Source organism: Sphingobacterium populi, assembly GCF_001586775.1.
Lineage (GTDB): Bacteria > Bacteroidota > Bacteroidia > Sphingobacteriales > Sphingobacteriaceae > Sphingobacterium > Sphingobacterium populi.
This window is the reverse complement of the sequence record NZ_LQXS01000007.1, coordinates 88,559-111,439: the sequence shown is the minus strand read 5'-3', so window position 1 is coordinate 111,439 and position 22,881 is coordinate 88,559. Positions and strand designations below refer to the sequence as shown.

18 protein-coding genes are annotated in these 22,881 nt (G+C 42.5%); 9 read left to right on the top strand and 9 right to left on the bottom strand.

The window, feature by feature from the left end; genetic code table 11:
- Nucleotides 1-13 precede the first annotated feature (13 nt).
- From A0125_RS14635 to A0125_RS14620, 4 genes are all read right to left on the bottom strand, one after another.
- Nucleotides 14-958, bottom strand: coding sequence for a hypothetical protein (locus tag A0125_RS14635; RefSeq protein WP_066757969.1), 945 nt, complete (start codon nucleotides 956-958; stop codon nucleotides 14-16).
- Complete coding sequence (locus A0125_RS14630; protein ID WP_066757968.1) at nucleotides 955-1,962, bottom strand: ATP-grasp domain-containing protein; 1,008 nt, start codon at nucleotides 1,960-1,962, stop codon at nucleotides 955-957. Before A0125_RS14630 ends, A0125_RS14635 begins: the two co-directional genes overlap by 4 nt.
- Nucleotides 1,963-2,037: 75 nt before the next feature.
- Complete coding sequence (locus A0125_RS14625) at nucleotides 2,038-3,867, bottom strand: flavohemoglobin expression-modulating QEGLA motif protein (RefSeq protein ID WP_066757966.1); 1,830 nt, start codon at nucleotides 3,865-3,867, stop codon at nucleotides 2,038-2,040.
- Nucleotides 3,851-4,633, bottom strand: coding sequence for an N-formylglutamate amidohydrolase (locus tag A0125_RS14620; protein WP_066757964.1), 783 nt, complete (start codon nucleotides 4,631-4,633; stop codon nucleotides 3,851-3,853). The genes A0125_RS14625 and A0125_RS14620 overlap by 17 nt, the downstream gene beginning before the upstream one ends.
- Nucleotides 4,634-4,781: 148 nt before the next feature.
- Here A0125_RS14620 and dinB point away from each other — a divergent pair, with 148 nt between their 5' ends.
- A complete protein-coding gene (gene dinB, locus A0125_RS14615; RefSeq protein ID WP_231863244.1) occupies nucleotides 4,782-5,909 on the top strand; it encodes a DNA polymerase IV in 1,128 nt (375 codons plus the stop codon).
- Between the two features lie 36 nt (nucleotides 5,910-5,945).
- Here the strand turns inward: dinB and A0125_RS14610 are convergent, their stop codons facing one another.
- Entirely contained in the window at nucleotides 5,946-6,371 is a 426-nt protein-coding gene (locus tag A0125_RS14610; RefSeq protein ID WP_066757962.1) for a hypothetical protein, read from the bottom strand.
- A gap of 168 nt (nucleotides 6,372-6,539) precedes the next feature.
- On the opposite strand from A0125_RS14610, the gene A0125_RS14605 reads away from it, so the two are divergent.
- The 6 genes from A0125_RS14605 (at nucleotide 6,540) to A0125_RS14585 (ending at nucleotide 15,822) form a co-directional block, all read left to right on the top strand.
- Entirely contained in the window at nucleotides 6,540-8,561 is a 2,022-nt protein-coding gene (locus tag A0125_RS14605; RefSeq protein ID WP_066757959.1) for a glycoside hydrolase domain-containing protein, read from the top strand.
- Between the two features lie 239 nt (nucleotides 8,562-8,800).
- Complete coding sequence (locus tag A0125_RS14600; RefSeq protein WP_231863240.1) at nucleotides 8,801-11,272, top strand: SusC/RagA family TonB-linked outer membrane protein; 2,472 nt, start codon at nucleotides 8,801-8,803, stop codon at nucleotides 11,270-11,272.
- The gene (locus A0125_RS16230) at nucleotides 11,260-11,913 is read left to right on the top strand and encodes a SusC/RagA family TonB-linked outer membrane protein (protein WP_231863239.1); all 654 of its coding nucleotides are present in this window, start codon (nucleotides 11,260-11,262) and stop codon (nucleotides 11,911-11,913) included. Before A0125_RS14600 ends, A0125_RS16230 begins: the two co-directional genes overlap by 13 nt.
- A gap of 19 nt (nucleotides 11,914-11,932) precedes the next feature.
- Nucleotides 11,933-13,432 carry a RagB/SusD family nutrient uptake outer membrane protein gene (locus A0125_RS14595; RefSeq protein ID WP_066758039.1) on the top strand — a complete coding sequence of 500 codons (1,500 nt, stop codon included), beginning with the start codon at nucleotides 11,933-11,935 and terminating at the stop codon, nucleotides 13,430-13,432.
- 437 nt (nucleotides 13,433-13,869) lie between these two features.
- Nucleotides 13,870-14,571: a hypothetical protein gene (locus A0125_RS14590; protein WP_066757954.1), complete on the top strand. Its 702-nt coding sequence runs from the start codon at nucleotides 13,870-13,872 to the stop codon at nucleotides 14,569-14,571.
- Between the two features lie 66 nt (nucleotides 14,572-14,637).
- Entirely contained in the window at nucleotides 14,638-15,822 is a 1,185-nt protein-coding gene (locus tag A0125_RS14585; RefSeq protein ID WP_066757948.1) for a class I SAM-dependent rRNA methyltransferase, read from the top strand.
- Between the two features lie 18 nt (nucleotides 15,823-15,840).
- Here the strand turns inward: A0125_RS14585 and A0125_RS14580 are convergent, their stop codons facing one another.
- Both A0125_RS14580 and A0125_RS14575 read right to left on the bottom strand, forming a co-directional pair.
- Nucleotides 15,841-17,145 carry an AI-2E family transporter gene (locus A0125_RS14580; RefSeq protein ID WP_082785052.1) on the bottom strand — a complete coding sequence of 435 codons (1,305 nt, stop codon included), beginning with the start codon at nucleotides 17,143-17,145 and terminating at the stop codon, nucleotides 15,841-15,843.
- 74 nt (nucleotides 17,146-17,219) lie between these two features.
- Nucleotides 17,220-17,972 carry a TrmH family RNA methyltransferase gene (locus A0125_RS14575; RefSeq protein ID WP_066757946.1) on the bottom strand — a complete coding sequence of 251 codons (753 nt, stop codon included), beginning with the start codon at nucleotides 17,970-17,972 and terminating at the stop codon, nucleotides 17,220-17,222.
- Nucleotides 17,973-18,017: 45 nt separating this feature from the next.
- On the opposite strand from A0125_RS14575, the gene tamL reads away from it, so the two are divergent.
- Nucleotides 18,018-20,330: a translocation and assembly module lipoprotein TamL gene (gene tamL, locus A0125_RS14570; protein ID WP_231863238.1), complete on the top strand. Its 2,313-nt coding sequence runs from the start codon at nucleotides 18,018-18,020 to the stop codon at nucleotides 20,328-20,330.
- Here the strand turns inward: tamL and A0125_RS14565 are convergent.
- On the bottom strand, nucleotides 20,327-20,857 hold the full coding sequence (locus A0125_RS14565; RefSeq protein ID WP_066757942.1) for a hypothetical protein: 531 nt from the start codon (nucleotides 20,855-20,857) through the stop codon (nucleotides 20,327-20,329). The two genes, tamL and A0125_RS14565, sit on opposite strands and share 4 nt — an antisense overlap.
- A gap of 255 nt (nucleotides 20,858-21,112) precedes the next feature.
- Here A0125_RS14565 and serS point away from each other — a divergent pair, with 255 nt between their 5' ends.
- Complete coding sequence (gene serS / locus A0125_RS14560; RefSeq protein WP_066757941.1) at nucleotides 21,113-22,384, top strand: serine--tRNA ligase; 1,272 nt, start codon at nucleotides 21,113-21,115, stop codon at nucleotides 22,382-22,384.
- 87 nt (nucleotides 22,385-22,471) lie between these two features.
- Here the strand turns inward: serS and A0125_RS14555 are convergent, their stop codons facing one another.
- A complete protein-coding gene (locus A0125_RS14555; protein ID WP_066757940.1) occupies nucleotides 22,472-22,810 on the bottom strand; it encodes a hypothetical protein in 339 nt (112 codons plus the stop codon).
- Between the last annotated feature and the right edge of the window lie 71 nt (nucleotides 22,811-22,881).

The window sequence follows — 22,881 nt, the reverse complement described above, 5'->3', positions numbered from 1 at the left end:
TGAAAAGATAAGATTATTGAACTTCGAGGCTTCGAAAAATTGTCTTCATTTCCTCAATGGCCTTCGGATTGATATTATAGCCGATCATCGAAATGGCTTTATTAGTATCGAATCGAGTGATAAAATAGGCTTGGATAATCTCGCCGCTTCGTTTGCTTCGCAAATTGGCCATCACTTCTTCGGCTGGAGCTTCGCCCACATTCAACGGGCGTGAGAATAGTATCGAATCGACTTCAAATATTGATTGTACTTGATCTACAATAAACTTGGTTTGATCCGTTACCTCAGCAGCCAATGATTTGCGATCAATAAAAAATGAGGCGGGCGTCCAATTGTTTTTGTCTGCTTGTGTGTATTGTAAAGCGGATCCAGTCTTTCGACTAAAATGAAAAGATGTGCCGGCTGTATTAAGCTTAAAGCCCATATTTTTGAAAGGATCGACTACGACCTCAGGATGATAGCGTACAGAAAGGATCGTCTGCATAATAGCACTATCAAGATCTCTATCAGCATGATAAGGGTAATGGCAATTAAATGCAATCGTTTCTTTTTCATTACCCAAAACCAAAAAAATACGATGAAAAAGAGATGTGTCGGAATCTCCCTTTTGCGTACCTACATAAAGTCTTGCTGGCAGATTATTAATGCTATATTGTGCATGCTCGACCATTGTCGACTTATCATTATTGATCACAATAGGAATTGCTTGCGCAATATATTGTGAATATGGCGTAGCAACTTCAAGTACCATTATGGTACTTTGAGTTGCTAGGTTTTGAAGACCAGTGAAAGTAGTAGCTGGCTCGAATCCTGCTGCAGGAGCTAGGCTGACTTTAGCTCCTGCAATCATTTCATGTTGTGGCGTGGCTTCGTTGACAATCAATGTCTGCGCATCTGCGTTATACGACAAGATCAGCATAACACATGCAAAAGGAATCACCAGCCACCAATTTTTCATTTTACTTTAAGATCGTGAATTTTTTGTTCAATATCCTTGATGATAACGGAAATAAAATCTCGGCCAGTTAATTCTGAAGCTTGTTGTAACGCGCCAGGGCTAAATACGTTAATTTCCATGATCTTGCTGCCTACGATATCTAGGCCTACCAAGTACATGCCGTCTTTGACTAATTGATCGGCGACAAGTTTAACCAACTTCAGCGTACCTTCGTCAATATCTGCGGCATGCATCGTGGCACCTTGGTGCACATTACTACGGATTTCATTTTCAGGCTGCACGCGACGAACTGCCGCATATTTACCATCGATCTCAATCGGCTGGCCATTTAACAAGAAAAATCGAAGATCACCTTTACTGGCTTCTGGTAAGTATTCCTGCGCTATAATATAACCGTCGCGAGCGATCGCTTCTACCGTTTGTTTTAGGTTTTGCGCACTGTCTTTATTAATGAGGAATACATTTTTACCGCCCGATCCTTTCAATGGCTTTAAGATAATCTTCTCCTCATTTTTGTCGAAAAAATTCTGAACATCGACATAGTTTCGTGTTACAATAGTTTTGGGGCGAATGCTTTCATCAAAATTTTCGAGGTAAAGCTTATTGCTCGCACGCGTTAGTGCTTCCGGATTATTGATCACGAATACACCTTGTTGCTGTGCCAATTCAGCAAATTGCAATCCTGCCGCTGCTGCCCAAGGACGAGCGGTCATCTCGTCTGCCGCATCAAATCGTAACCAAAGCACGTCGATCTGATGCAGGTTGACTAAGCTTTTTTCTGTTTCGCGTACTACATGAATGAAGTCCGATTCAGTTTGTATACTTTCGTGTGGTGATACCTGCCGAGCATGCGCACCGACAACAATTTCTGGATCGTAGTAAAAGTCGGCTAGTCCGATATAAAACACTTCATGTCCGCGTTCTAGCGCTTTTAAGGCCAAGGAGGTAGTCGTATAATAAGCGGCCTCTTTGTGCGTTTGGTTGATAACGAATGCTATTTTCATAAAAATTATAAACTTAAGTGAAGATGCGCAGCCCATTCTAAGCTCTAATTGCTCAGAAAGCGCGACCGTGCTCTGTTATTGAATCATTTTAAAAATCCCGGAATTCTTTCTGAGCGCTTCCAGCTCGTGCAAATACGGTTTTTCTAGGTATCTCGGCTGCAATGAAGGCGGCTTGATGATACCTTTTAGCATTAATTCCTGAATGATCGGAATATATTCTTTACGGATCTTGCCCATCATCAGCAGCGTGATATCATGCCCTTCTTTAATGTATTTGACGAGTTCAATCAGACCTTGCAGATACAGCGCATCTTTGGTTAGTCCGCCGCTTCTGTATACTCGCATAGTCATTTGAAAGGCCGTTTCGTGATTAAAATTGTATCGTTCTACCAGCATGGAGAAGGTGTCAACAAACTTATTGCCCGCAATCATATGATATACCGCTACGACACGACCTGCCAAGATGCGTAGTCGTTCATTTGTCAATTCGCCCACCATGTATTCGGACAATACGGCTAATCCTTCTTGCAGCTTTTCGTATCCCGGTACGCCTAATTTAAAAAGATTAAAAGGTTGCTGTTTGCCATTAAAATATGTGACTATATGTGTGCCCACTTCATGCTGTATCAAAGCTTGTGCACGATTGCGTGGCAAACTATATTGTTTGCTAATGTTGAGCACGCCTTGATTCACCATCACACCAGAAATATCGTCGCGCAAACGTACGGTAGTATTGAATTCTGGGTGCTGCGCCTTTAAGTATTGGATCTCTTGCTCGGCCAAAGCAGCAAATTCTTTTGCGTGCATTATATCCTGCGCATTGGTACGGATCACGGTGTCGTCTTCAGTAATGGTGAGGATCGCTTTTGCTTTATCGAGCAAACTTTCAGCCACATTGCCAAATATTTGCAAGCTACCAAGCATAAACCCTTCTTTGCCCCGCTCACTCAACATAGTCATCATGGCATCTAGTTCACGGCGTTTGTCGCGAAACAGATAAGCGATCGTAGGATCGTAAAGGTCTTCTATGCGTAGATTGTACAAGTTGCGCTTAATGATATCGGGATCTATCGGCATGGGCCGATATTGAAATACGGGCGTTTTGCGGAAATTGTCTTTCTTGAACTGTAACCAAGCTTCGTGTGCATTTACTGGAGTGATGAGTAGTAAGAAATCAAAACGCTGACTTTCTTTGGCCAACTGCTGATCGATCTCCCACACGAGTGGTGCAATTTCATTCTGATGTACAATCTTAAACTCGGTAGGTTTTGCGGTAGTGTGAATGCGGATAAACTCAAAAAAGGTGCGCGACAAACTCTTGGAAAGGGTTTCGCGAAACTGCCGCATGAGAATGGGTAATATTTCATGCTTCTCATGCAAATAGTTATCCTTTACGCGCAAGCCGATGTACTGCACTTGGCTATTCTTCTTCTCTTTCAGGTCGATGATCGGTACAGCATCATCGGGCCCGGTCGTTTTGGTGCTAGTAATGACTTCTGCCGATAGAGCCGTGCGCTCCGCGTGAATGTGCTTCAATAAATAGTGTGCAACGGATTGTATGCTTTTGCGTGTTATTAGTAGATCAATATCATTGCGTTGCGTACTAGGAGCCACCCAAGCTTCCACGATTAGGCAACCACCGAATTCTTCTACTAATTTTTGAGCAATCGGCGCTAGCCATCGTTGTACTGGGAAATCGGCATCATGGATTGCCAAATAAGAATATTCGGTCTTCACCAGTTCGGCAAGCATCGGGTCTTCTTTCTCACCCATGCGGTACACAAATAGATAAGGTACAATCTTGTTGAAGACCAATTTGTTTTTTGTAGGCAATTGCACATGAAAAGGTGTTTTCATGTGAATATTCTGCAATATGCCTTCGAGAATGCTATTTTCGTTCTTCATTCGCAAAGTATTCATGTAGCATATCCGATGTATGTAGCAACAATTGTTTGTAGCTTTGCAATTTTTCTGGGTACACTTGCCCGGTCCATTCGTCCATAAAATCTTTTCGAAACTCTATGGAAAGCACACAGCCATACGCGCCATAATGATCTGTGATGTATTTCGCAAGATATCCGCCATTGAATTTTATGTTCTCTCGGATATCCACCAATGGTAGGCCTACTTCTTGCTTTCTAACGGCACCGATAAACGCATCGATCAGGTCACGCCATTTAGGGTTGTTGTGCGCTGTTCCCAGATTGATTTCTGGATTTTGATCCTGATCTATCTCCTCAAATTGATCTTTACGCTTCGCATTGTAGCTGTGAATATCGTAGATCACAAAGTAACCGTGTTGCTGAATGGTTTCCTGGACCAATGCATCAATCTGCTTAAACATCGCGTCATGAGTTTCGTGCAAGGTATTGATCAAACCAGTCGGCAGATCTTGATCATACACAGAGATGCCCCAAGCTTGATCTGGTCGTAGATATACAGCGTCTTTACGAATCCGATTCAAATCCAATTGAAAACGCGATGTGGCTGCAATAAATCGGTTAAAAGGTAATTCTGCTAACGTGCCCGTGTGTGGATCTTCTTCGCGCAAGCGCGTGTCGTCGTCCGCTAGTAAATAGGGAAGTAGTTCATCATCGATTTGATGCCCGTCGTGTATGGCAAAAGCCCAAAAAGGAGTGTTGGATTTTTCGATCAGATGTTTGTATTCCATGCGTAGGTGTTTTTCGTATGCTTCAAGCAATGCTAACTAGGTTTATAAACTATTGAGCCTGTAAAAAGTTTGACTTTGAAGAGCGGAAGACCAACGCAATAAATTATAACAGTAAGCTTTCACTACAAAATTTTTGCTCCAAATGGCAATGACATTACTCTGCTTTTCTCGTAATTTTGGCAATATGCTGCCTGCTCCTGAAAATAGACGTAAGATTATCCATATTGATATGGATGCATTTTACGCGTCGGTAGAGCAGCGTGATTTTCCTGAATTGCGCGGCAAAGCTTTGGCGGTAGGTGGCTCACCAGATGGGCGCGGAGTAGTGGCAACAGCCAGTTACGAGGCACGCAAATTTGGAGTCCGTTCTGCGATGTCTTCGCGGCAAGCACTTTCATTGTGCCCTCATTTGATCTTTACCAAACCGAGGTTTGAGGTGTATAAGCAAGTGTCCGATCATATTCGAGCTATATTTCGAAGATATACGGACCTAATAGAACCTTTATCTTTAGATGAAGCGTACTTGGATGTGACGGAAGACAAGGCAGGCATTGGCTCTGCCATCGATATTGCCCAAGCGATAAAGACCGCAATACAGCAAGAATTGCAGCTCACGGCCTCTGCAGGCGTGTCGGTCAATAAATTTATCGCGAAGATTGCTTCCGACATGCAAAAGCCCGACGGACTCACCTTTATCGGACCATCGAAGGTTATTTCATTTTTGGAATTGTTACCGATAGACAAGTTTTTTGGTGTAGGAAAGGTGACCGCACAAAAGATGAAGGGCATGGGCATACACAATGGGGCGGATCTCAAGCGTTTTTCAGAATCCGATCTTAATCGACATTTTGGCAAATCTGGAACATTTTTCTATCATATGGTGCGTGGTAATGATAATCGTCCGGTGCGACCAAATCGTATCTCGAAATCCATCGGTATTGAAGATACCTTCGAGGCAGATATTGCAGAAAGATCCGAGATGATGGATGAGCTGAAAACACTTTGCGAAAAACTGGAAAAAAGGCTAGAAACGAAGGGTAAAAAAGGTAAAACACTAACCGTGAAAATTAAGTTTTCGGACTTTACACAAATCACAAGGAGTAAAACTCAATTAGATGATATTTTCCGTGCAACGGATATGTACGAGTTGGTGCAGGAGCTGATGGATAAAGTGAATGTAGAAGGATTGAAAGTGCGCCTCCTCGGTGTTACGATGTCTAATTTTGCTGAACCGGTATCAATTCCCAAGGAAGGACGTCAATTGCGTTTATTTTAGGTGAAGCAATTTTATCCCCATCATTCTGCGGTGCTATTACGCCACAAAATCCGCTATATCAATATAGTTATCCGCTTTGCTTTTCAGACTTAATGGCACATTTTTCATCACATTGGTTAAACCATTTTGCAGGATGATTTCCAGTTGAATATCTGATTTTTGGGAACTCATTGGTACTGCATACTGCGCTAAAGCAGGCAGCTGTTCGTAGTTATTAGTGTTAATATTCCTAAATAGAAACTTCCGATTTTTCGAATCGTATACAGACAAATGGAAGAGCATCTCTTCAGAAGTTTGGGAGCGAATGTTTAGATTATTATTTGACTCTAATTTTCCGAACAAGGCACTCAGCAGCCTATTCTGATTCGATAATTCTTTCCGTATGGCGGCTACATGATAGCATAATACCAAAAAACAAAAGAATGCTATTAATGATAGGCCAGTTGCGAATAGGTTATCCATTGGTAGTGGTTTAGTAATTATCTACAAGATAAGAATAAAATGGAAATACTAAAAAGCTACCGATTGATCATGTAGCTATATGGTGCGTTTTTTGGTATTAAGGTTTCATTAACAAGTACTTCATAGGGGTTTTATATATTTGCGCCTACACGATCTTACGCCATTTTTATGAAGAAAACACTTTTATTTTGCTTATTCTTAGCTGTGCATACCCTTTTTGCTCAAGTGGAGCAAGTCAATGTTTTTCTCGGATCTTCTGGTGATCACGGCCAATTGTCGCCAGGTGCATCATCAGCCTTTCACCAATTGAGCATTTTACCTCTTACCAACCCGACGACCCATACCGGTTATGAATTTTTGGCAAAAGAAATTCGAGGTTTTACGCATAATCGCATGGAAGGCGTTGGTTGCCAGGGGGCAGGCGGCTTAATACTCATTCAGCCATACTTAGGTTCTGGTAAGCAAATTCCGGTTTTGCACAAGAAAACTGAAGATGCAGGTCCTGGTTTTTATGATGTGGAAACCACCGAGGGAATTGCTGCACAAATCGTTTCTTTTCAAGATTATGGTCGAGAAGTGTTTAGCTTTCCGGGTGGAGCAAAGGGTTTCTACCTCGATTTTTCGCATACCTTTAACAGCGCATTTGTCGATAATCATTTTGAGAGACAGGGAGATCGATTGGTGGGAGCAGTACGTGCTAAAACCACCTGTCATGTCGGTACCTACACGATTTATTACGCATTGGAAGTTCCGTTGGCATCTGAATGGCGTATAGAAGGTAATAAGATTTGGGTCACCTTACCAGAAGACACAGAAGAAGCAGAAGTAAACATCGCATTTTCCGCAGTCGATAGTCCTTCTGCTTTAGCACGATTGGAGCGTAATATGCCAATTTCCTATCTAGAATTAAGAAATGCCGTACAGCAAGATTGGAATCAATGGCTTGGCGCAATAGAAGTGCAGGGTGATCCAGCATTAAAACATATGTTTTACTCTCTGTTTTACCGCACTTTGCAATCGCCCTATCGTATTACCGAAATAGATGGAAGTTACCGCGCCACAGATGGTCAGATCCGAAAAAGCGAAACACCGCGCTTACATGGCTGGGCAGTGTGGGATAATTATAAAACGCAATTACCTTTATTAGAATTGGCATATCCAGCATTTTATCAGCAGGTAGCTTCGTCATTATCTGATCTATATCGTTATGGAAAGTACGATTTTGCTGGCCCAACCGAACCAGCGAATTCCGTACGTACCGAGCATGCTGCGGTAGTGCTACTCGATGCGCGGCGCAAAGGATATGATATTCATCTAGATGCAATCCGTGATTCGCTTATTCGCGATACTGCTCGCTTCGATTTTGCCAAGCCAGATAAAGCGCTCGAAGCAGCATATGATATGTGGGCGATGGATCAATTGTTTGAAGGGAAAGATCCTATATATAAAGAGCGAGCGCAGAGCTACAAAGCGGTGTGGAACAAAGAATTTAAGGATCTATCAAAGCGCGATGTCGATCGTATGTCTGCCCGCAATATGTATCAAGGTACCATAAGGCAATATCGTTGGAATGTACCTTTTGATGTGAAAGGATTGGTAGAGTTGGCCGGAGGCCAACAAGCCTTTACCGAGCAATTGGATGATTTCTACGACAACTACTATTTTAATAGAGCGAATGAACCCGATTTGCAATCATTCACCTTGTACAATGCCACGACCACACCGTGGCGCTATCAAGAATGGGTGCATCGCTTAGCATTGGATACCGTCGTACAATATTATTTCAATGATAATAGCCGCGGTATCGGCGCACATATTGATCGCATTTATAAGAACGAACCCAAAGCATTTGTGCGCACGATGGACGATGATGCAGGCGCAATGTCGGGCTGGTGGGTACTATCGGCTATTGGCTTGCATCAGCCATTGATCGGAGAACCGATCTACTATCTTTCTGTTCCTTTTTTTGATGAAGTTAGGCTAGCAAATAATGGGAAACCATTTTATATCAAAAGAAACGGCGCCGAAGGCGAACGTTATATTGAGCAAATCTTGCTAAATGGAAAAGATTTGGGCCGCGTATGGATTAGTAGACAAGAGATCGCACGTGGCGGGACGTTAGAAATAAAAACTTCAAAAGACCCCACACCATACGGGGCAGAGCAGCCATTTATAACGTCGCTCCATTAACCGCTCAATTATCAGAACAATCAAGGTATTATTTGTAAAAAAAATAACACCTTGATTGTTAGTGCATAGTGTAATTTTGACACTAAAAAGACTACCAATTACATAGATTATATCTTATATTTGCTCCCGAATTACTACTATCTCTATTCAAGCATGTACTGACGAAAGGCGTTAACGCAATTATCGAGATTAATTCTTGACCACTTTCGGTAGGTTACTACATTTAAATTTTTGTTTATATGCAAAGAAAAATTACTACTATTCCTCTTATTATTAAGCTCTTATTGGCACTTGTAGTTTTGCCTGTGTCTATAGTGTCTGCACAACAGCGTGTTGTAGAAGGATTAATTACCGAATCGCTTACAGGCCAGCCGATTGCTGGGGTAAGCATCCGTGTCGTGGGGCAACAATTTGGCGTTTCTTCGCAAGAAGATGGTCGCTATCGAATCGAAGTCAAGCAAGCGGACGCTCGTTTGGAATTCTCCTACGTCGGCTACGGAACTGTACAACGTACAGCAACAACTAATCGACTTGACGTAGCTCTGGAAGCTGCCAGTCGCGATTTGGGCGAAGTTGTGGTCGTGGCTTACGGTACATCGCGCCGCGAGAACATCACCGGTTCGGTCGGTACGATCAATGGCAAGCAATTAGAAAACAGACAAATTTCTAATCTTTCCAAAGGTTTAGAAGGTCAAGTTCCAGGTTTGCAGGCTGTTGCGGCATCCGGACAGCCTGGTGCCGACGCTACTGTACGAATCCGTGGTATTGGTTCAATCAATGCTTCGAGCAATCCGCTGTATGTGGTAGATGGCAATCCGTACGCCGGCGATATAAACGCCATCAATCCTAATGATATCGAATCCATCAGTGTATTAAAAGATGCGGCTTCTAGCGCTTTGTACGGTTCGCGCGGTGCGAATGGTGTTATTATCGTAACGACCAAAAAGGGCCGGGCTAGCGATCGCGCTGCAATCAACCTAAACATCACAAAAGGCATCTCTAACCGCGCAATTCAAGATTATCAACAACTATCTACTGATGATTATTTTCAGTTGTACTGGGAAGCTTTGCGTAACAAAAATTTGTCTAATGGACTGGCGGCAGATGTCGCGGCACGTAATGCAAGCGCGTCGCTCATCAACGATCTAGGGATTAATCCGTACGGTTCTAATTTTCCGCAACCGGTGGGACTGGATGGTCGTCTGGTACCTGGCGCACAGGCACTGTGGAATGATAGCTGGACCGATGTGTTGCAACGAACAGGCCAGCGTACTCAAGCTGATTTAAGTATTAGTGGAGGCGGTGAAAAACATAATTATTTTATTTCAGGAGGTTATTTAGATGATCAAGGAATCGCGATAGGATCTGGATTTAAGCGCTACAATGTGCGAGCCAACATTGATGCGAAAGCACGAGAATGGCTGAACGCAGGCTTCAATGTAGCAGCCAGCAGTGCTTTGCAACAGTTTCCACAATCGGAAGATAGCAACACGGCCAATATCATCAACTTTACTCGGCTTACACCAGGCTTTTATCCTTACTATGAGCGAGAAGCAGACGGCAGTTACAGATTGGATGCTAATGGCAATAGGATTTGGGATTTTGGTGAATATCGCCCAAGCGCTGCTATTCCCCGGTCTAATTTAGCCGCGTCTTTACCGTTGGACAAAAATGATATCCAACGCGAGAATGCGTCGATAAGGACTTATTTAGAAGCCGTATTTAGTGAAAATCTCAAATTCCGCTCGACCTATAGTGTTGATTACATCAATCGCAACGATCACTTTTATGTGAACCCATCCGTAGGTAGAGGGGTAGAATACTTGGGCTCAGTAAATAAAAGCAATGTGCGTACGGTTGGCCAAACTTGGAATAACATCCTGACTTATGACAAGCAATTTGGCTTGCATCATCTGAATGTATTGGGCGGACAAGAATTTTACAGCTTCCAAACAACCAACATGAGTGGCAGTCGCCAACGATTTGTATTGCCGGGTTTGGATGAACCAGTCGCGGCATCGCAACTGAATTCTTTCACTGGTTTGAGTCAAGATTATCGCCTGCTAAGTTTCTTAGGTCGTGCCGAATATGGCTATGATAATCGCTATTTATTATCGGGATCCATCCGTACAGACGGTTCGTCGCGCTTTGCGGCGGGTACACGTTGGGGAACATTCTGGTCACTCGGCGCAGCATGGAAAATCTCCAACGAATCATTTTTACAGGATCAACCATGGTTAGATCAGCTAACTTGGAGAGCAAGCTACGGCGGACAAGGGAATGATAACTTGGGAGTTTACTACGCTTACCAAGGATTGTATTCGATTCTCAACAGCTTAGGTCAGGGAGGTACAGTAACGAATCGATTGGCAACCCCAGATTTGAAATGGGAAACGAATCTCAACTTCAATACGGGCATTGATATCGCCATACTAAAAAATAGGATCGCCTTATCGGTCGAATATTTCAATCGCCAAAGTAAAGATTTGTTATTTACCATGCCGATGGCGTTATCTACCGGATATACAGGCTATGATGCAAACATCGGTACGATGCGTAATACCGGTATCGACGTGGATATCCGTACCATTCCGGTACGTAATGAAAATTTCCGATGGAATCTTGATTTGAACTTTTCACATTTTAAGAATCGTATCACCGAATTGCGACGGCAAACAACATTATCCGCGGAAATAAAATGTTGCGCTTAGGCGGATCAATCTATGATTTCTACTTGCCAACCTGGGCTGGTGTGAATCCAGAAAATGGATCTCCAATGTGGTACAAGGCTGATGAAAATGGCGTACAAACTGACGAAACAACATCAGTTTATGGCGATGCAGGTCGATTTATTCAAGGAAGTTCTTTACCAACACTGGTAGGCGGTATCACCAATAATATTACCTACAAAAACTTCGACTTAAACGCTTTATTGAGTTTCAGTTTGGGTGGTCAAATCTTGGATAATGACTATATACAGTTGCTTCATAATGGAAATAACCCTGGTCGTGCCTGGAGTCAGGAAATGCTAAATCGTTGGACTCCCGAAAACCGCGATACTGACGTGCCACGCCTAACGACTGATAATCTGAACTGGACGTCGGCATCAACACGCTTTTTGTATGATGGTAGCTTTGCCCGTCTTAAAAATCTGAGCGCTGGGTACACCTTCTCGGAAGCCACGATAAGCCGTATCGGTATTAGCCGACTCCGTGTATTTATTCAAGGGGAAAATTTATTCACTTTGTACAAACACAAAGGAATGGATCCAGAACAAACATTAGAAGGTGCGACTTATTTCCGTTATCCGGCTATTAAAACATTCTCCGGAGGAGTACAGATTGGATTGTAAGACTTTTTATAAAATGAACATGAATTTATTCGCAAAAAAATATACCCTATACGGATTCTTAATCCTTTTATGCGCGTTATCAGGCTGTAAAGATCAGTTAGATACGATGCCTACCGATGCGGTGACGGATACAGAGATTTATAAAAACACGAGCAATATCCAGACCGTGATCAATGGCACTTGGCGCTATTTGAATGATACTTATTTCACATTTGCAAACCCTGGATATTCGGCCTTTATGCGGACAAGTGACGCAATGGCAAATGACGTGGCAGTAACTACTAAATATGGTTATCGTGATCCTTATGCATTTACAGAACTGTTTGATCGTTCTACCAATCGGGTTAATGCTTTCTGGACTTTGCTTTACAAGGTAATTGATAATGCCAACAATGTGATCGCCAAGACAGAACAGGCAGAAGGAACACGCGAAGAGAAGGATCTGCTAATCGGGCAGGCCAAAACGCTACGCGCATTTGCTTATCTAAATTTTGCCTCTTTCTATCAATTTAGTTACCTAAAAGATAAAAATGCATTAACCGTTCCAATTTACACAGAGCCAAGCACAACAAGTACACAAGGTCGGCCAAGAGCTAGCCTCGAAGAGATCTATGCATTGATCACATCCGATCTGACTGATGCGGTGAATAAATTGGAAGGCTACGACCGCCCGAATACACAGAAATACCGGATAGATGCCCACGTAGCGAATGGTGTACTAGCTCGAGCATATCTGAATATGGGGCAGTGGGAATTGGCAGCTAACGCGGCAGCGAGCGCAGCAGATGGTTTTCCTCTGATGAACGCGGAGGCATATTATGCGGGCTTCAACGATGCGCAGAATCCAGAATGGATCTGGGGTCATTTGCAAACGACTGACCAAAGCACGGCAAGTTATACGTTCCATTATATGGATGTTTCTTCGTCAGGTTCATTTTACTTCAGCTTCATGGCCGATCCATTTTTCAAAGATCATTTTGCTCCGCAAGATGTGCGTACGGCTTTATTTGAGTGGGACGGATTACCAGGTCGCGAAGGTTTCTTGAGGTATAAGAAGTTTAAATTTAAGCAAAATTTGATTGGCGATATCGTATACATGCGTTCATCAGAAATGTGGCTAATTCAAGCGGAAGGCTATGCCCGTGCCGGCAATGAAACAGCTGCGGTAAATGCGCTCAATACCTTGCGCGAAGCTAGAAATGCCGATCTGTATGCGGCGCAAGAAGGTGATTTGATTGAGGCTATTTTGCTGGAAAGACGTAAAGAACTTTGGGGCGAAGGATTTGGTTTGTCCGACATCATTCGTAATCAGAAATCGGTGGTTCGTAGATCTTTTTTGGATGCTGAGGGAAGTCCGATCAAAGTGACGGTAACTACGCCGTCAGGAGAACAAAAACAAGTGAATGGGCAAGGACATCGCGTCGTGCGACTGCCAGACGGGAACGTATTTGAGGCCAATAGCCGTTACTATATTTTTGCTATTCCATTGGTCGAGCAGCAGCAAAATCCGAATCTGTAATCATAGATCGTGGTATTTATCAAAAGGCTTCATCAGATATGATGAAGCCTTTTTTTTTCCTTATAAACCTGTTTTCAGAGTACGCGTATCGTCAGGTTCATTTTTGTCGATAGTACCTTATTCAAGCGCCTACAAATACTGTTTTCCTGAAATAATCGTACTCCAGTGATACTATCGTTCTCCAGCGAGTTGATGCGGTATACTTGTATACCGTCTTGATAAACAGTCTGGAAAGTGTAAATACTGCATTTTGGGTAAATTAAACACATGTATGCGATATTTATTTTATCTTAAGATGATGTTGTGTACTAATAGTATTTGATCGAATGTGAGGAGGAGTGATTGTTTTTTATTTTTGGATTAAGATTGCTAGATGGCCAAATGGCTGTAACATTGTGTTGGAAAAGATGTATTTTTGAAGTAAATATGGATGGGCGATGAAAAATGTATGGTTTAGTGTAATCCTGTTGTTCGCAGCATTATATAGTACACCGGTTTGGGCGCAGAAAAAGCTGGCGGTGCTCGATTTTAGTGATGATTTGTGTACGTACAAAGGATATTATGATGCCAATCGGTATAATGATACGGTGCTAAATGATACCTATTTCCTGACGCGAGCTACATTGTATTTTGATGGTGATGATTTGACGGAGCTAGAAAACAGCTATACGGCAATTAAAAATCAATTTTCAAGCCTGAAAATCGTGCAAACGCCCGAATTTATTTTGGCTCGAGATTCGATGCTGCGTTATATCGAAGAATCTTATGCTATTCAAAAAGTACGTGTGCAAGCAATAGATGATCCTGAAGTACTCAAAGGTACATTTGAGGAAAATGAGCAAGTTAAACAATACGTAAACGCATTAGTAGCGGGTGGAGACGAGCTATTGGAAGAATACGGCTTGCTAGTGAAAGAACAGATGAAACGCAATGCGTATCCAGACGCATTGTGGAATAAATACGAGGCAAACATCAAGCTCGACCAACGATACGAAATCGCTTTTGACTATGTGCTTACCTATGGTTGGTGGAATCAGGTGAATGACCTGATCTATCACTATGATAACGATGGTAGCCTAACCGAAAAATTTCACGAGTTATTTGTACGAGTAGTTACGGTAGATTGCGATGAGGTTTAAAAAAGATATCCTACCTTTGCCGACTTAATAACGGCTTTGCACTAAGCAAAGCAGGCAGCGGTAGGTATGAAAAAAATTATTCTTCACAAGACAAAAGATAAGGCTGCATGGCAGCTACATCCATGGATTTTCTCGGGTGCAATTTCGCAAAAAGATCGTGACTTGCAGTCCGGAGATCTAGTTTCTGTGTTCAATGCGGATCGTGAGTTTATTGCTTACGGCATATTCAATTCGGTTTCTCGCGTTGCAATACGCTTGTTAGAATGGCATCCCGAGCGCGTGCCTGATGCCGACTGGTGGCGTACTCGTGTTAAGAAAGCCGTAGAGGCGCGTCGCCATTTATTGAACGATCAAAATAATACCTGCCGACTGATATTTGCCGAAGCTGACTTCGTCCCAGGATTGATCGCCGATTTGTATGGTGATTTTATCTCTATTCAAGTGCATGCCGCTGGTGTGGATCAAATTAAACATCTGATTGTAGACGAATTGGTGCAATTGCTAGCGCCAAAGGGCATCTACGAACGTAGCGATATCAAATCAAGAGAATACGAACAACTTGCCGATGACAATGGTGTACGCTACGGCGATACACCACCCGAATACGTAGAAGTTGTAGAGAATGGCATTCGTTATCATATCAACATCGTAGAAGGACAAAAATCTGGTTTTTATTGCGATCAGCGTGAGAATAGGCGATTAGTTGCTCAATTTGCGGCCAACAAATCTGTATTAGATTGTTTCTCGTATTCTGGTGGATTTACTTTAAATGCACTACAGGCCGGTGCTGCCCACGTGACCTCGGTCGATAGTTCGGCATTGGCCATCTCTACCTTAAAAGATAATGTGCAACTGAACGGTTTCGATACATCACGAAGTACGCCCGTACAATCCGATGTAAATAAATACCTGCGCCAATTGGGCGAAGAAGGCCAGAAATTTGATGTGATTGTACTCGATCCTCCCAAATACGCACCATCTAGATCCACTTTGGAAAAAGCATCACGAGCTTATAAAGATCTTAATAGGAGAGGGCTAATGCTGTTAGAAAGTGGAGGTCTGTTGGCCACATATTCGTGTTCAGGTGCGATGGATATCGAAACTTTTAAGCAAGTTATTGCTTGGGCGGCGTTAGATGCCGGTAAGGAGATCCAGTTTATCCATCAATTTCACCAACCTGAAGATCATCCCGTTCGGGCATCATTCTCCGAAGGAGAATATCTTAAAGGCTTATTAGTTAGGGTGGTCTAAAAGACCATCCTAACTTTTTTAGTGCTTGCTCGCATCAGAATCTGTTTCGAGATCATCATCTTTCGGTGATTCTTGCTTCGGGTTCACTACTTTGCGATCAACTTCAGTGGTATTCACCCGAGATTGTTCTGTGATTTCTTTACGTTCATCGATCTCGACCTCGGCAACTTCCGTCTTAATGACGACCTTATTTTTCTTTACTGTCGGCCGTCTTACTATACCCCATTTCATTAATAACTGCTGCGTGGAATTGCGCTGCAAATGCATGCGATCTGGCTCTCCGATCAAAAATCCGTACGCTTCCATCGACGGGATAGCGTCGAAAATTACTTTTATCGTTGCCACCATCGGCAGTGCCAAAATCAGACCAGCAAAACCGAAAATCATTCCGCCTAATAGGATCGCTATAATAGCCATTAGTGGATTGATACTCACTTTGCTACCCACAATATTTGGTGTAATGATATTTCCTTCCAGAAATTGTACGACTTGAAACCAAGCGATAACCCCCACTGCGTACCACGCGCTATCTTTGACAGCCAATGCAAATAGTGCAGGAAGAATGGATCCAATCGCAATGCCAATATATGGTAGCAGCATCAATAAAGAAGCCAAGGTGCCGAAGAACCAAGCATAATCAATGCCCAAGATCAAGAGGCCAATGGTGTTTAATATAGCCACGATTCCCATCACAGTGATCAATCCTAACAGATAGCTTTGTACTACATCGTATATACGATCGAGCGTATCGTGCACCTTTTGTTTAGGGACAGAATGAAAAGCTTTGAAGAAAAATTCACGGAAAAATACCCGATAATACAACAGGAAAAAGGTAAATAAAGGAACCAAAACGGTAGCCGCCAACATACTTCCTATCGAACCAAAAGTCGACGAAAGCATACCACCCACATTGTCCATCGCTTTGTCGCCCTGCTCGCGTAACTGCGCTAGCACTTGGTTGCGTTCTATGCCAAACGTATTTTGCAACCACGCTTCGCAGCTTTCCAATACTGACATCATTTTGTCTGTGATCGCCGACGCGTCTCTACCGATCACAATACTTTCGTACACGATAAACCATCCTAATCCGGAGATTACGATGATCGCTACTATGACGGCAAGTATGGCAGAAAATGCTTTTCCAAGATGCAATCGCTCAAATAATCGCGCTAGCGGATAGAGCATGATGGATATTAATATCGAAAACAACAAGGGTAGCACAACGCTACTTGTGTAGTAGAGAATGAAGATAATGAGGATCATAGCTAGCAAGCTACTGGCAAGACCCATCGAATAGTTGGTTGATTTATTTTGGTTGTTCATGTTTTAAAATAGGTCAATGTTTGCGTAGATCCCGTATATTATTACGAAATACCCTTATTAAAACTCAATATCAACTAAATTGTTTGTTTTCTGCGCGCTATTTCGGAACAAAAAACAGTTGCTGCTACAGCTACATTAAGTGATTCTGCCTTCCCGAACGCTGGAATGGTGACAGCGTGATTAATCTGATTCAAAAGAGTAGGCCGAATGCCATTACCTTCATTGCCCAGAATAATCAGGCCTTCATGCTTAAAATCGGTTTGGTAAATGGAGTCGCCATCCAAAAGTGCACCGTATGATGGTACAGCGTTTTCCTTAATCAATATTTCAATATCGGTATAAACTACTCGCATACGAGCAAGAGATCCCATAGTAGCTTGTACCACTTTGGGATTGTATACATCGACCGTATCTAGTGAAGCGATGATCTGGCGGAAACCAAACCATTCGGCCGTCCGTAAGATGGTACCCATATTCCCTGGATCTTGTACATCGTCCAGTACCAAGTTGTGATGACCCTTCAATTGTTCACGCGTGAGGTTGTCGGTGATTGGAATTTTCACCAATGCCACTGCACCCTGAGGATTCGTCAAAAAGCTTATTTTTTTTAATTCGTCTTCATTTACAGGTACAAGCTTTATATTTTGAGGTATTTTGCTCAATTTTGCAACGGCAGATGGCGTGGCAAATATCGTTTCTACCTGATAGGCTGAGTCGGCAAATTCTAAAATCGACTTAAGGCCTTCCACACAAAAGAGACCATGCTGTCTACGAAACTTTTTATGTTGCAGCGAAGTAATTAAACGAATGAGCGATTTTGATAACATGGCAGGATGATAAGATATCAGACGTATATTCTAGGTGCAATTATAATGCTTTTCGCCCTAATATCCACATCATGCCGATCTGCAAAATACTTGGAGGATGACCAAGCATTGGTCAAAGATATAGATATCGTGGGTGTACCTGCTGGTTTGCGCGAATCTGCTTCCCTTTACATCGCCAATGATATTCGACCAAATTCGCGTTTGTACTTGCAGATTTATAATCTATTCAATACCAAAAACGGACGATACAAAACAGAAGGTATCAAAAACGTAGGTGAACCGCCACGGATCCTCGATTCGGCGATGGTGGATCTGTCGGCCAACCAGATACAGCGATTCTTACAAACCAATGGCTACTTTGATGCAAAAATAACGCCCGAGATTGAAATTAATAAGAAAAAAGCAGCGATCGATTTTCGTGCAGATATGGGTACGAGATATCATATATCGGATATTGATCGCAGTTTTGCGGATGCAAATGTAGAGACCATTTTTCGAGCAGATGTGATGCCTGCTACTCAGGTGCGGATCGGAGGCCCATATATGGAACGTCATCTTTTTGATGAGCGAGAGCGCATGTATGTGGCGATGAAAAACAAAGGCTACTATGAGTACTTGCGGCAATACATGCGCGTGGGAGTGGATACGATTGGTCGGCAAAATCAGACTAAACTATTTATCAATTTTACTAACCCTGACTCTGCGCGACATCAAGTGTTTCATATCAATAAGGTACATGTAAGGATCAAGCAGCAAGATGATCTATCAGCAATACGCAACGAGAGTAGGGTGGATACTGCTCGGCGTATTCGATTTGAAGATCAGACTGGCAAATTCCGATTAAGACCTTTAGCGCGCTATCTCTTTTTGCGAGAAGGAATGCCGTATAGTTTGCATCGCGAGGAGTTGTCGTACAATCGCTTGTTCGAAACCAATGGTTTTCGATCTGTCAAGATCAATTATGAAAAGGTTGATTCGACTAAGCTCGATATACACTATGAGCTTACTCCTCGAGCTACCATGAGTAATCAGATTGAAGGCGAGTTTGTATTCAGTTCTGGTATGAGTGGTTTTAATGTGGCTAATACCTACTCGCATCGTAATATATTCGGTGGCGCGGAGCTGTTGGAAATTCGTGCGCGATATGGTGTGCTCTTCGATCCACGCTTGCCAGGCAGCATTACGAGCAAAATTTTTAATAATGATTTTCAAATCGGTGCTAGTATTGTTTTTCCGCGTATTCTAACTCCCTTTCGGGTACGTAGTGTTGGTTGGTATGGTCTGCCACGAACGACCATATCTTCTAGCTTACAATTGTTTTTTCAAGACAATACGTATTCGAATCGTTACTTTATCAATACGCTCAATTATTCGTGGCATCAGGCAGAAAATATCCTACACAGCTATACGCCTATTGTACTGGAATATCGCGTCGGTCGCTTGAATGAAGCATTTAGTCAGCGCCTGCGAGACCAGGGTTTTCAATTGTACGTAGAGACCAATGATCGGCAATATTTTGGTCTGGGGTCACAATACGCGATTACGTACAACGGTAATAAGCTGAATCGACTCGAAAATTTTTCGTTTATCCGTGGTATGGTGGATGTGAGTGGCAATACCTTGGGCTTGCTCAGTAATTTATTCAATTTTAATACCGATGATCAAGGTCAGCGCTTATTGTTTGGAGTGCCATACTTGCAATATATAAAGGGAGAGGCGGATTATCGCTTATATAGACATTTGGGAGGAAATCGACAATTTGTATTCCGCCTGAATGCAGGCTTGGCGGTGCCCTATGGTAACAATTCCACTTTGTTGATCTTCGAAAAGAGCTTTTTTGCGGGCGGTATGAATGGTATTCGTGCTTGGCAAGCACGAACATTGGGTCCGGGGAATTATAGCCGGGCAGATCTAACGGAAGATTTACGCGTTAATCTTCGAAACTTAGATCAGTTGGGAGAGGTGAAGTTGGAGACGAATGCCGAATTTCGTTTTCGGATTTTGAACAAGTTTTTAGGTGCAAGGCTGAACGGCGCTACTTTCATCGATGCAGGTAATATCTGGCGCTTGCGCGAACTAACGCCCAACCTCAATCCGGGAGGGGAAATCCGAGCAGATAAATTCTTTCAGCAGATTGCGATCGGAACGGGTTTTGGACTTCGCTTCGATATGAATTATTTTACCATTCGTCTAGATGCGGGGCTGAAGGTCAAGGATCCGCAGTTTAGCGGTTCTGAACAATGGGTTATTCAACATTTTTTCAATTCACGAGCTTTCAAAGATGCATATAATGCACGTTTTAGGCCAGATCGTTATAGTTTTATCCAGTACAACTTTGGAGTAGGTATGCCATTCTAGAGCAAACCACGCAGGCCAAAGAAAAAACTATCAATCAATTGTGAAACATCCAACCCTTTGGAGAAATGAAGGTAGACATATATCACCGCAATCGCTACGAAAACGACCAGCAGGCGCTTAAATGCATAGGCAATCAACAGTATAATTAATGGTAACAATACCAGCGTAAGCGCATTCACTTTATAAGGACTTAGGCCTTTTTCTGTTTTGCGGATAAAGTAAAATTTTCCGATTTCCGTCTCACGATTTTTGTGCTTGAAGAATACAAACGTGGAGGATTCTATTGGGTCTGCTACTACTGCCACGCCATCCGTAAAACGTAGATTCTGCTGAAAGCCATTAACACTAAAAAGAAAGTTTCCGCGTATTTTATCGTCCGCTCTTTCGGTAGTATCGACCGCAATAATAGCGAGCTTGCCATTTTGCGATAGGTTTTCTTTAACTAGAAAATCTGCTATTACCTGTGGCTGCGCAAAAAGGTGACCACACGATAATAGAAACAATATGAGAATGAAGAAACGAATCATGTTGATACTGCTTGTGCCTGCAAGTATACGCAAAATGCAGCTGACTAAAGGTAGGAAATCTGATTTCAAAAATTGTGAGTGATAACTTGATATATCGTTAGAAGATCACAGTTTATTTTTAGACATTTGTACTGTGGCTTACACTCTGTTTGATGAGTGTACTGGCTATGCGTCTTAAGAAGGTCGTAGTTGGCACTATGTACACGATTGAGGGAACACCGATTTTTTTAGTAAAAAATTATTATATACATATTTATGTTGCAGATTAGTTATATCCGTGAAAATCGAGACGAGGTAGTCGCGGGATTGCAGAAAAAGAACTTTAAAGAGTTACATTTAGTAGATGAGGTAATCGCATTAGACGAATCGCGCCGCTCCCTACAAAGTAATTCGGAGTCTATTGCTGCCGAAGCTAACTCCAGTGCTAAGCAGATCGGAGAGCTAATGCGACAAGGAAAAAAAGAAGAAGCTGAAGCGATCAAAATTGCGACCTCTGGTCATAAAGCAAAGTTGAAAGAATTGAATGACGCATTGGTGCAGACCGATACGGATTTTCATAATAAACTTGTTCAATTGCCAAACCTACCTCATTATTCGGTACCCGCGGGCGTGTCAGCAGATGATAATGAAGTTGTTTTAGAGCACGGTGCAATTCCTAACTTAGATACGGACGCACTGCCACACTGGGAGTTAGCCGCAAAATATAAATTGATTGATTTTGAGTTGGGAACTAAGATCGCTGGAGCGGGCTTTCCAGTATACACTGGTAAGGGAGCGCGGTTACAACGAGGATTGATTAACTTCTTTTTGGATGAAGCGGTCAAGATGGGTTATTCAGAGACGCAGGTGCCCCATGCGGTAAATGAATCTTCGGCTTACGCGACTGGTCAATTGCCTGATAAAGAAGGTCAAATGTACCATGTTACAGAAGATGATTTGTATTTGATACCTACAGCAGAGGTGCCATTAACAAATCTTTATCGTGATGAGATTGTAAAGGAAGAACAGTTTCCCATTATGCATTGCGCATATACACCATGCTTTCGTCGCGAAGCAGGTTCTTACGGTGCACATGTGCGTGGATTGAATCGGTTGCATCAGTTTGATAAAGTAGAAACAGTGCAGATCGTACAACCTGAGAAATCATACGAAGCCTTGGAAGCGATGAGCAGCTATGTGCAGTCACTACTACAGAAACTGGAGCTCCCGTATCGCGTTTTACGGCTTTGTGGTGGCGATATGAGTTTTGGCTCAGCGCTGACGTACGATATGGAAACATATAGTGCTGCGCAAGAGCGTTGGTTAGAAGTGTCTTCAGTATCCAATTTTGAAACATTTCAGTCGAACCGACTGAAAGTACGCTATCGTAATTCCGACGGTAAGATGATATTGGCACATACCTTAAACGGATCTGCTTTAGCGCTGCCTCGTATTGTAGCAACCTTGTTAGAAAATAACCAGACGCCGCAGGGTATTAAGATTCCTGAAGTTTTAAGACCTTATGTTGGCTTTGATTATATAGATTAGTCGTTGCATTGCGGCAAATAAAACAAGAAAGGCATGAAATTAATATTTCATGCCTTTCTTGCACATTATTGGGTTGACTCTTACAGTCTATTTATCTTTGTTGTCTTTTACCCATGCTTCATAACGATCTTTTTGCTCTGGAGTCAGAATAGCTTTAATTTTTGCGTGCTTTTCTTTCGCTCCTTCTTTGTACCGTTCCTTTTTTGCATCTTCTGTTATCGTCTGATCCGCTTTTAATGCTTCTTTCTGCACGTACATATCTAAAATTGCCTTGTGTACCGTACCTTGTTGATCAGGAGTAAGCTCCAGTTTTTCTGTTAACTCTGTTGATTTTTTGCGTGCTTTCTCTTGCGATTCAGCACTTTGTGCAAATGTTAATGTTACTGCGAATAGAAAACCTAATCCTGTTAAAAATAATTTTTTCATGACTTTTCTCTTATTTTGTTTATTACTCAATTAACTAACCATCTTGTTTGTAATAATAAAACTTTTTAATA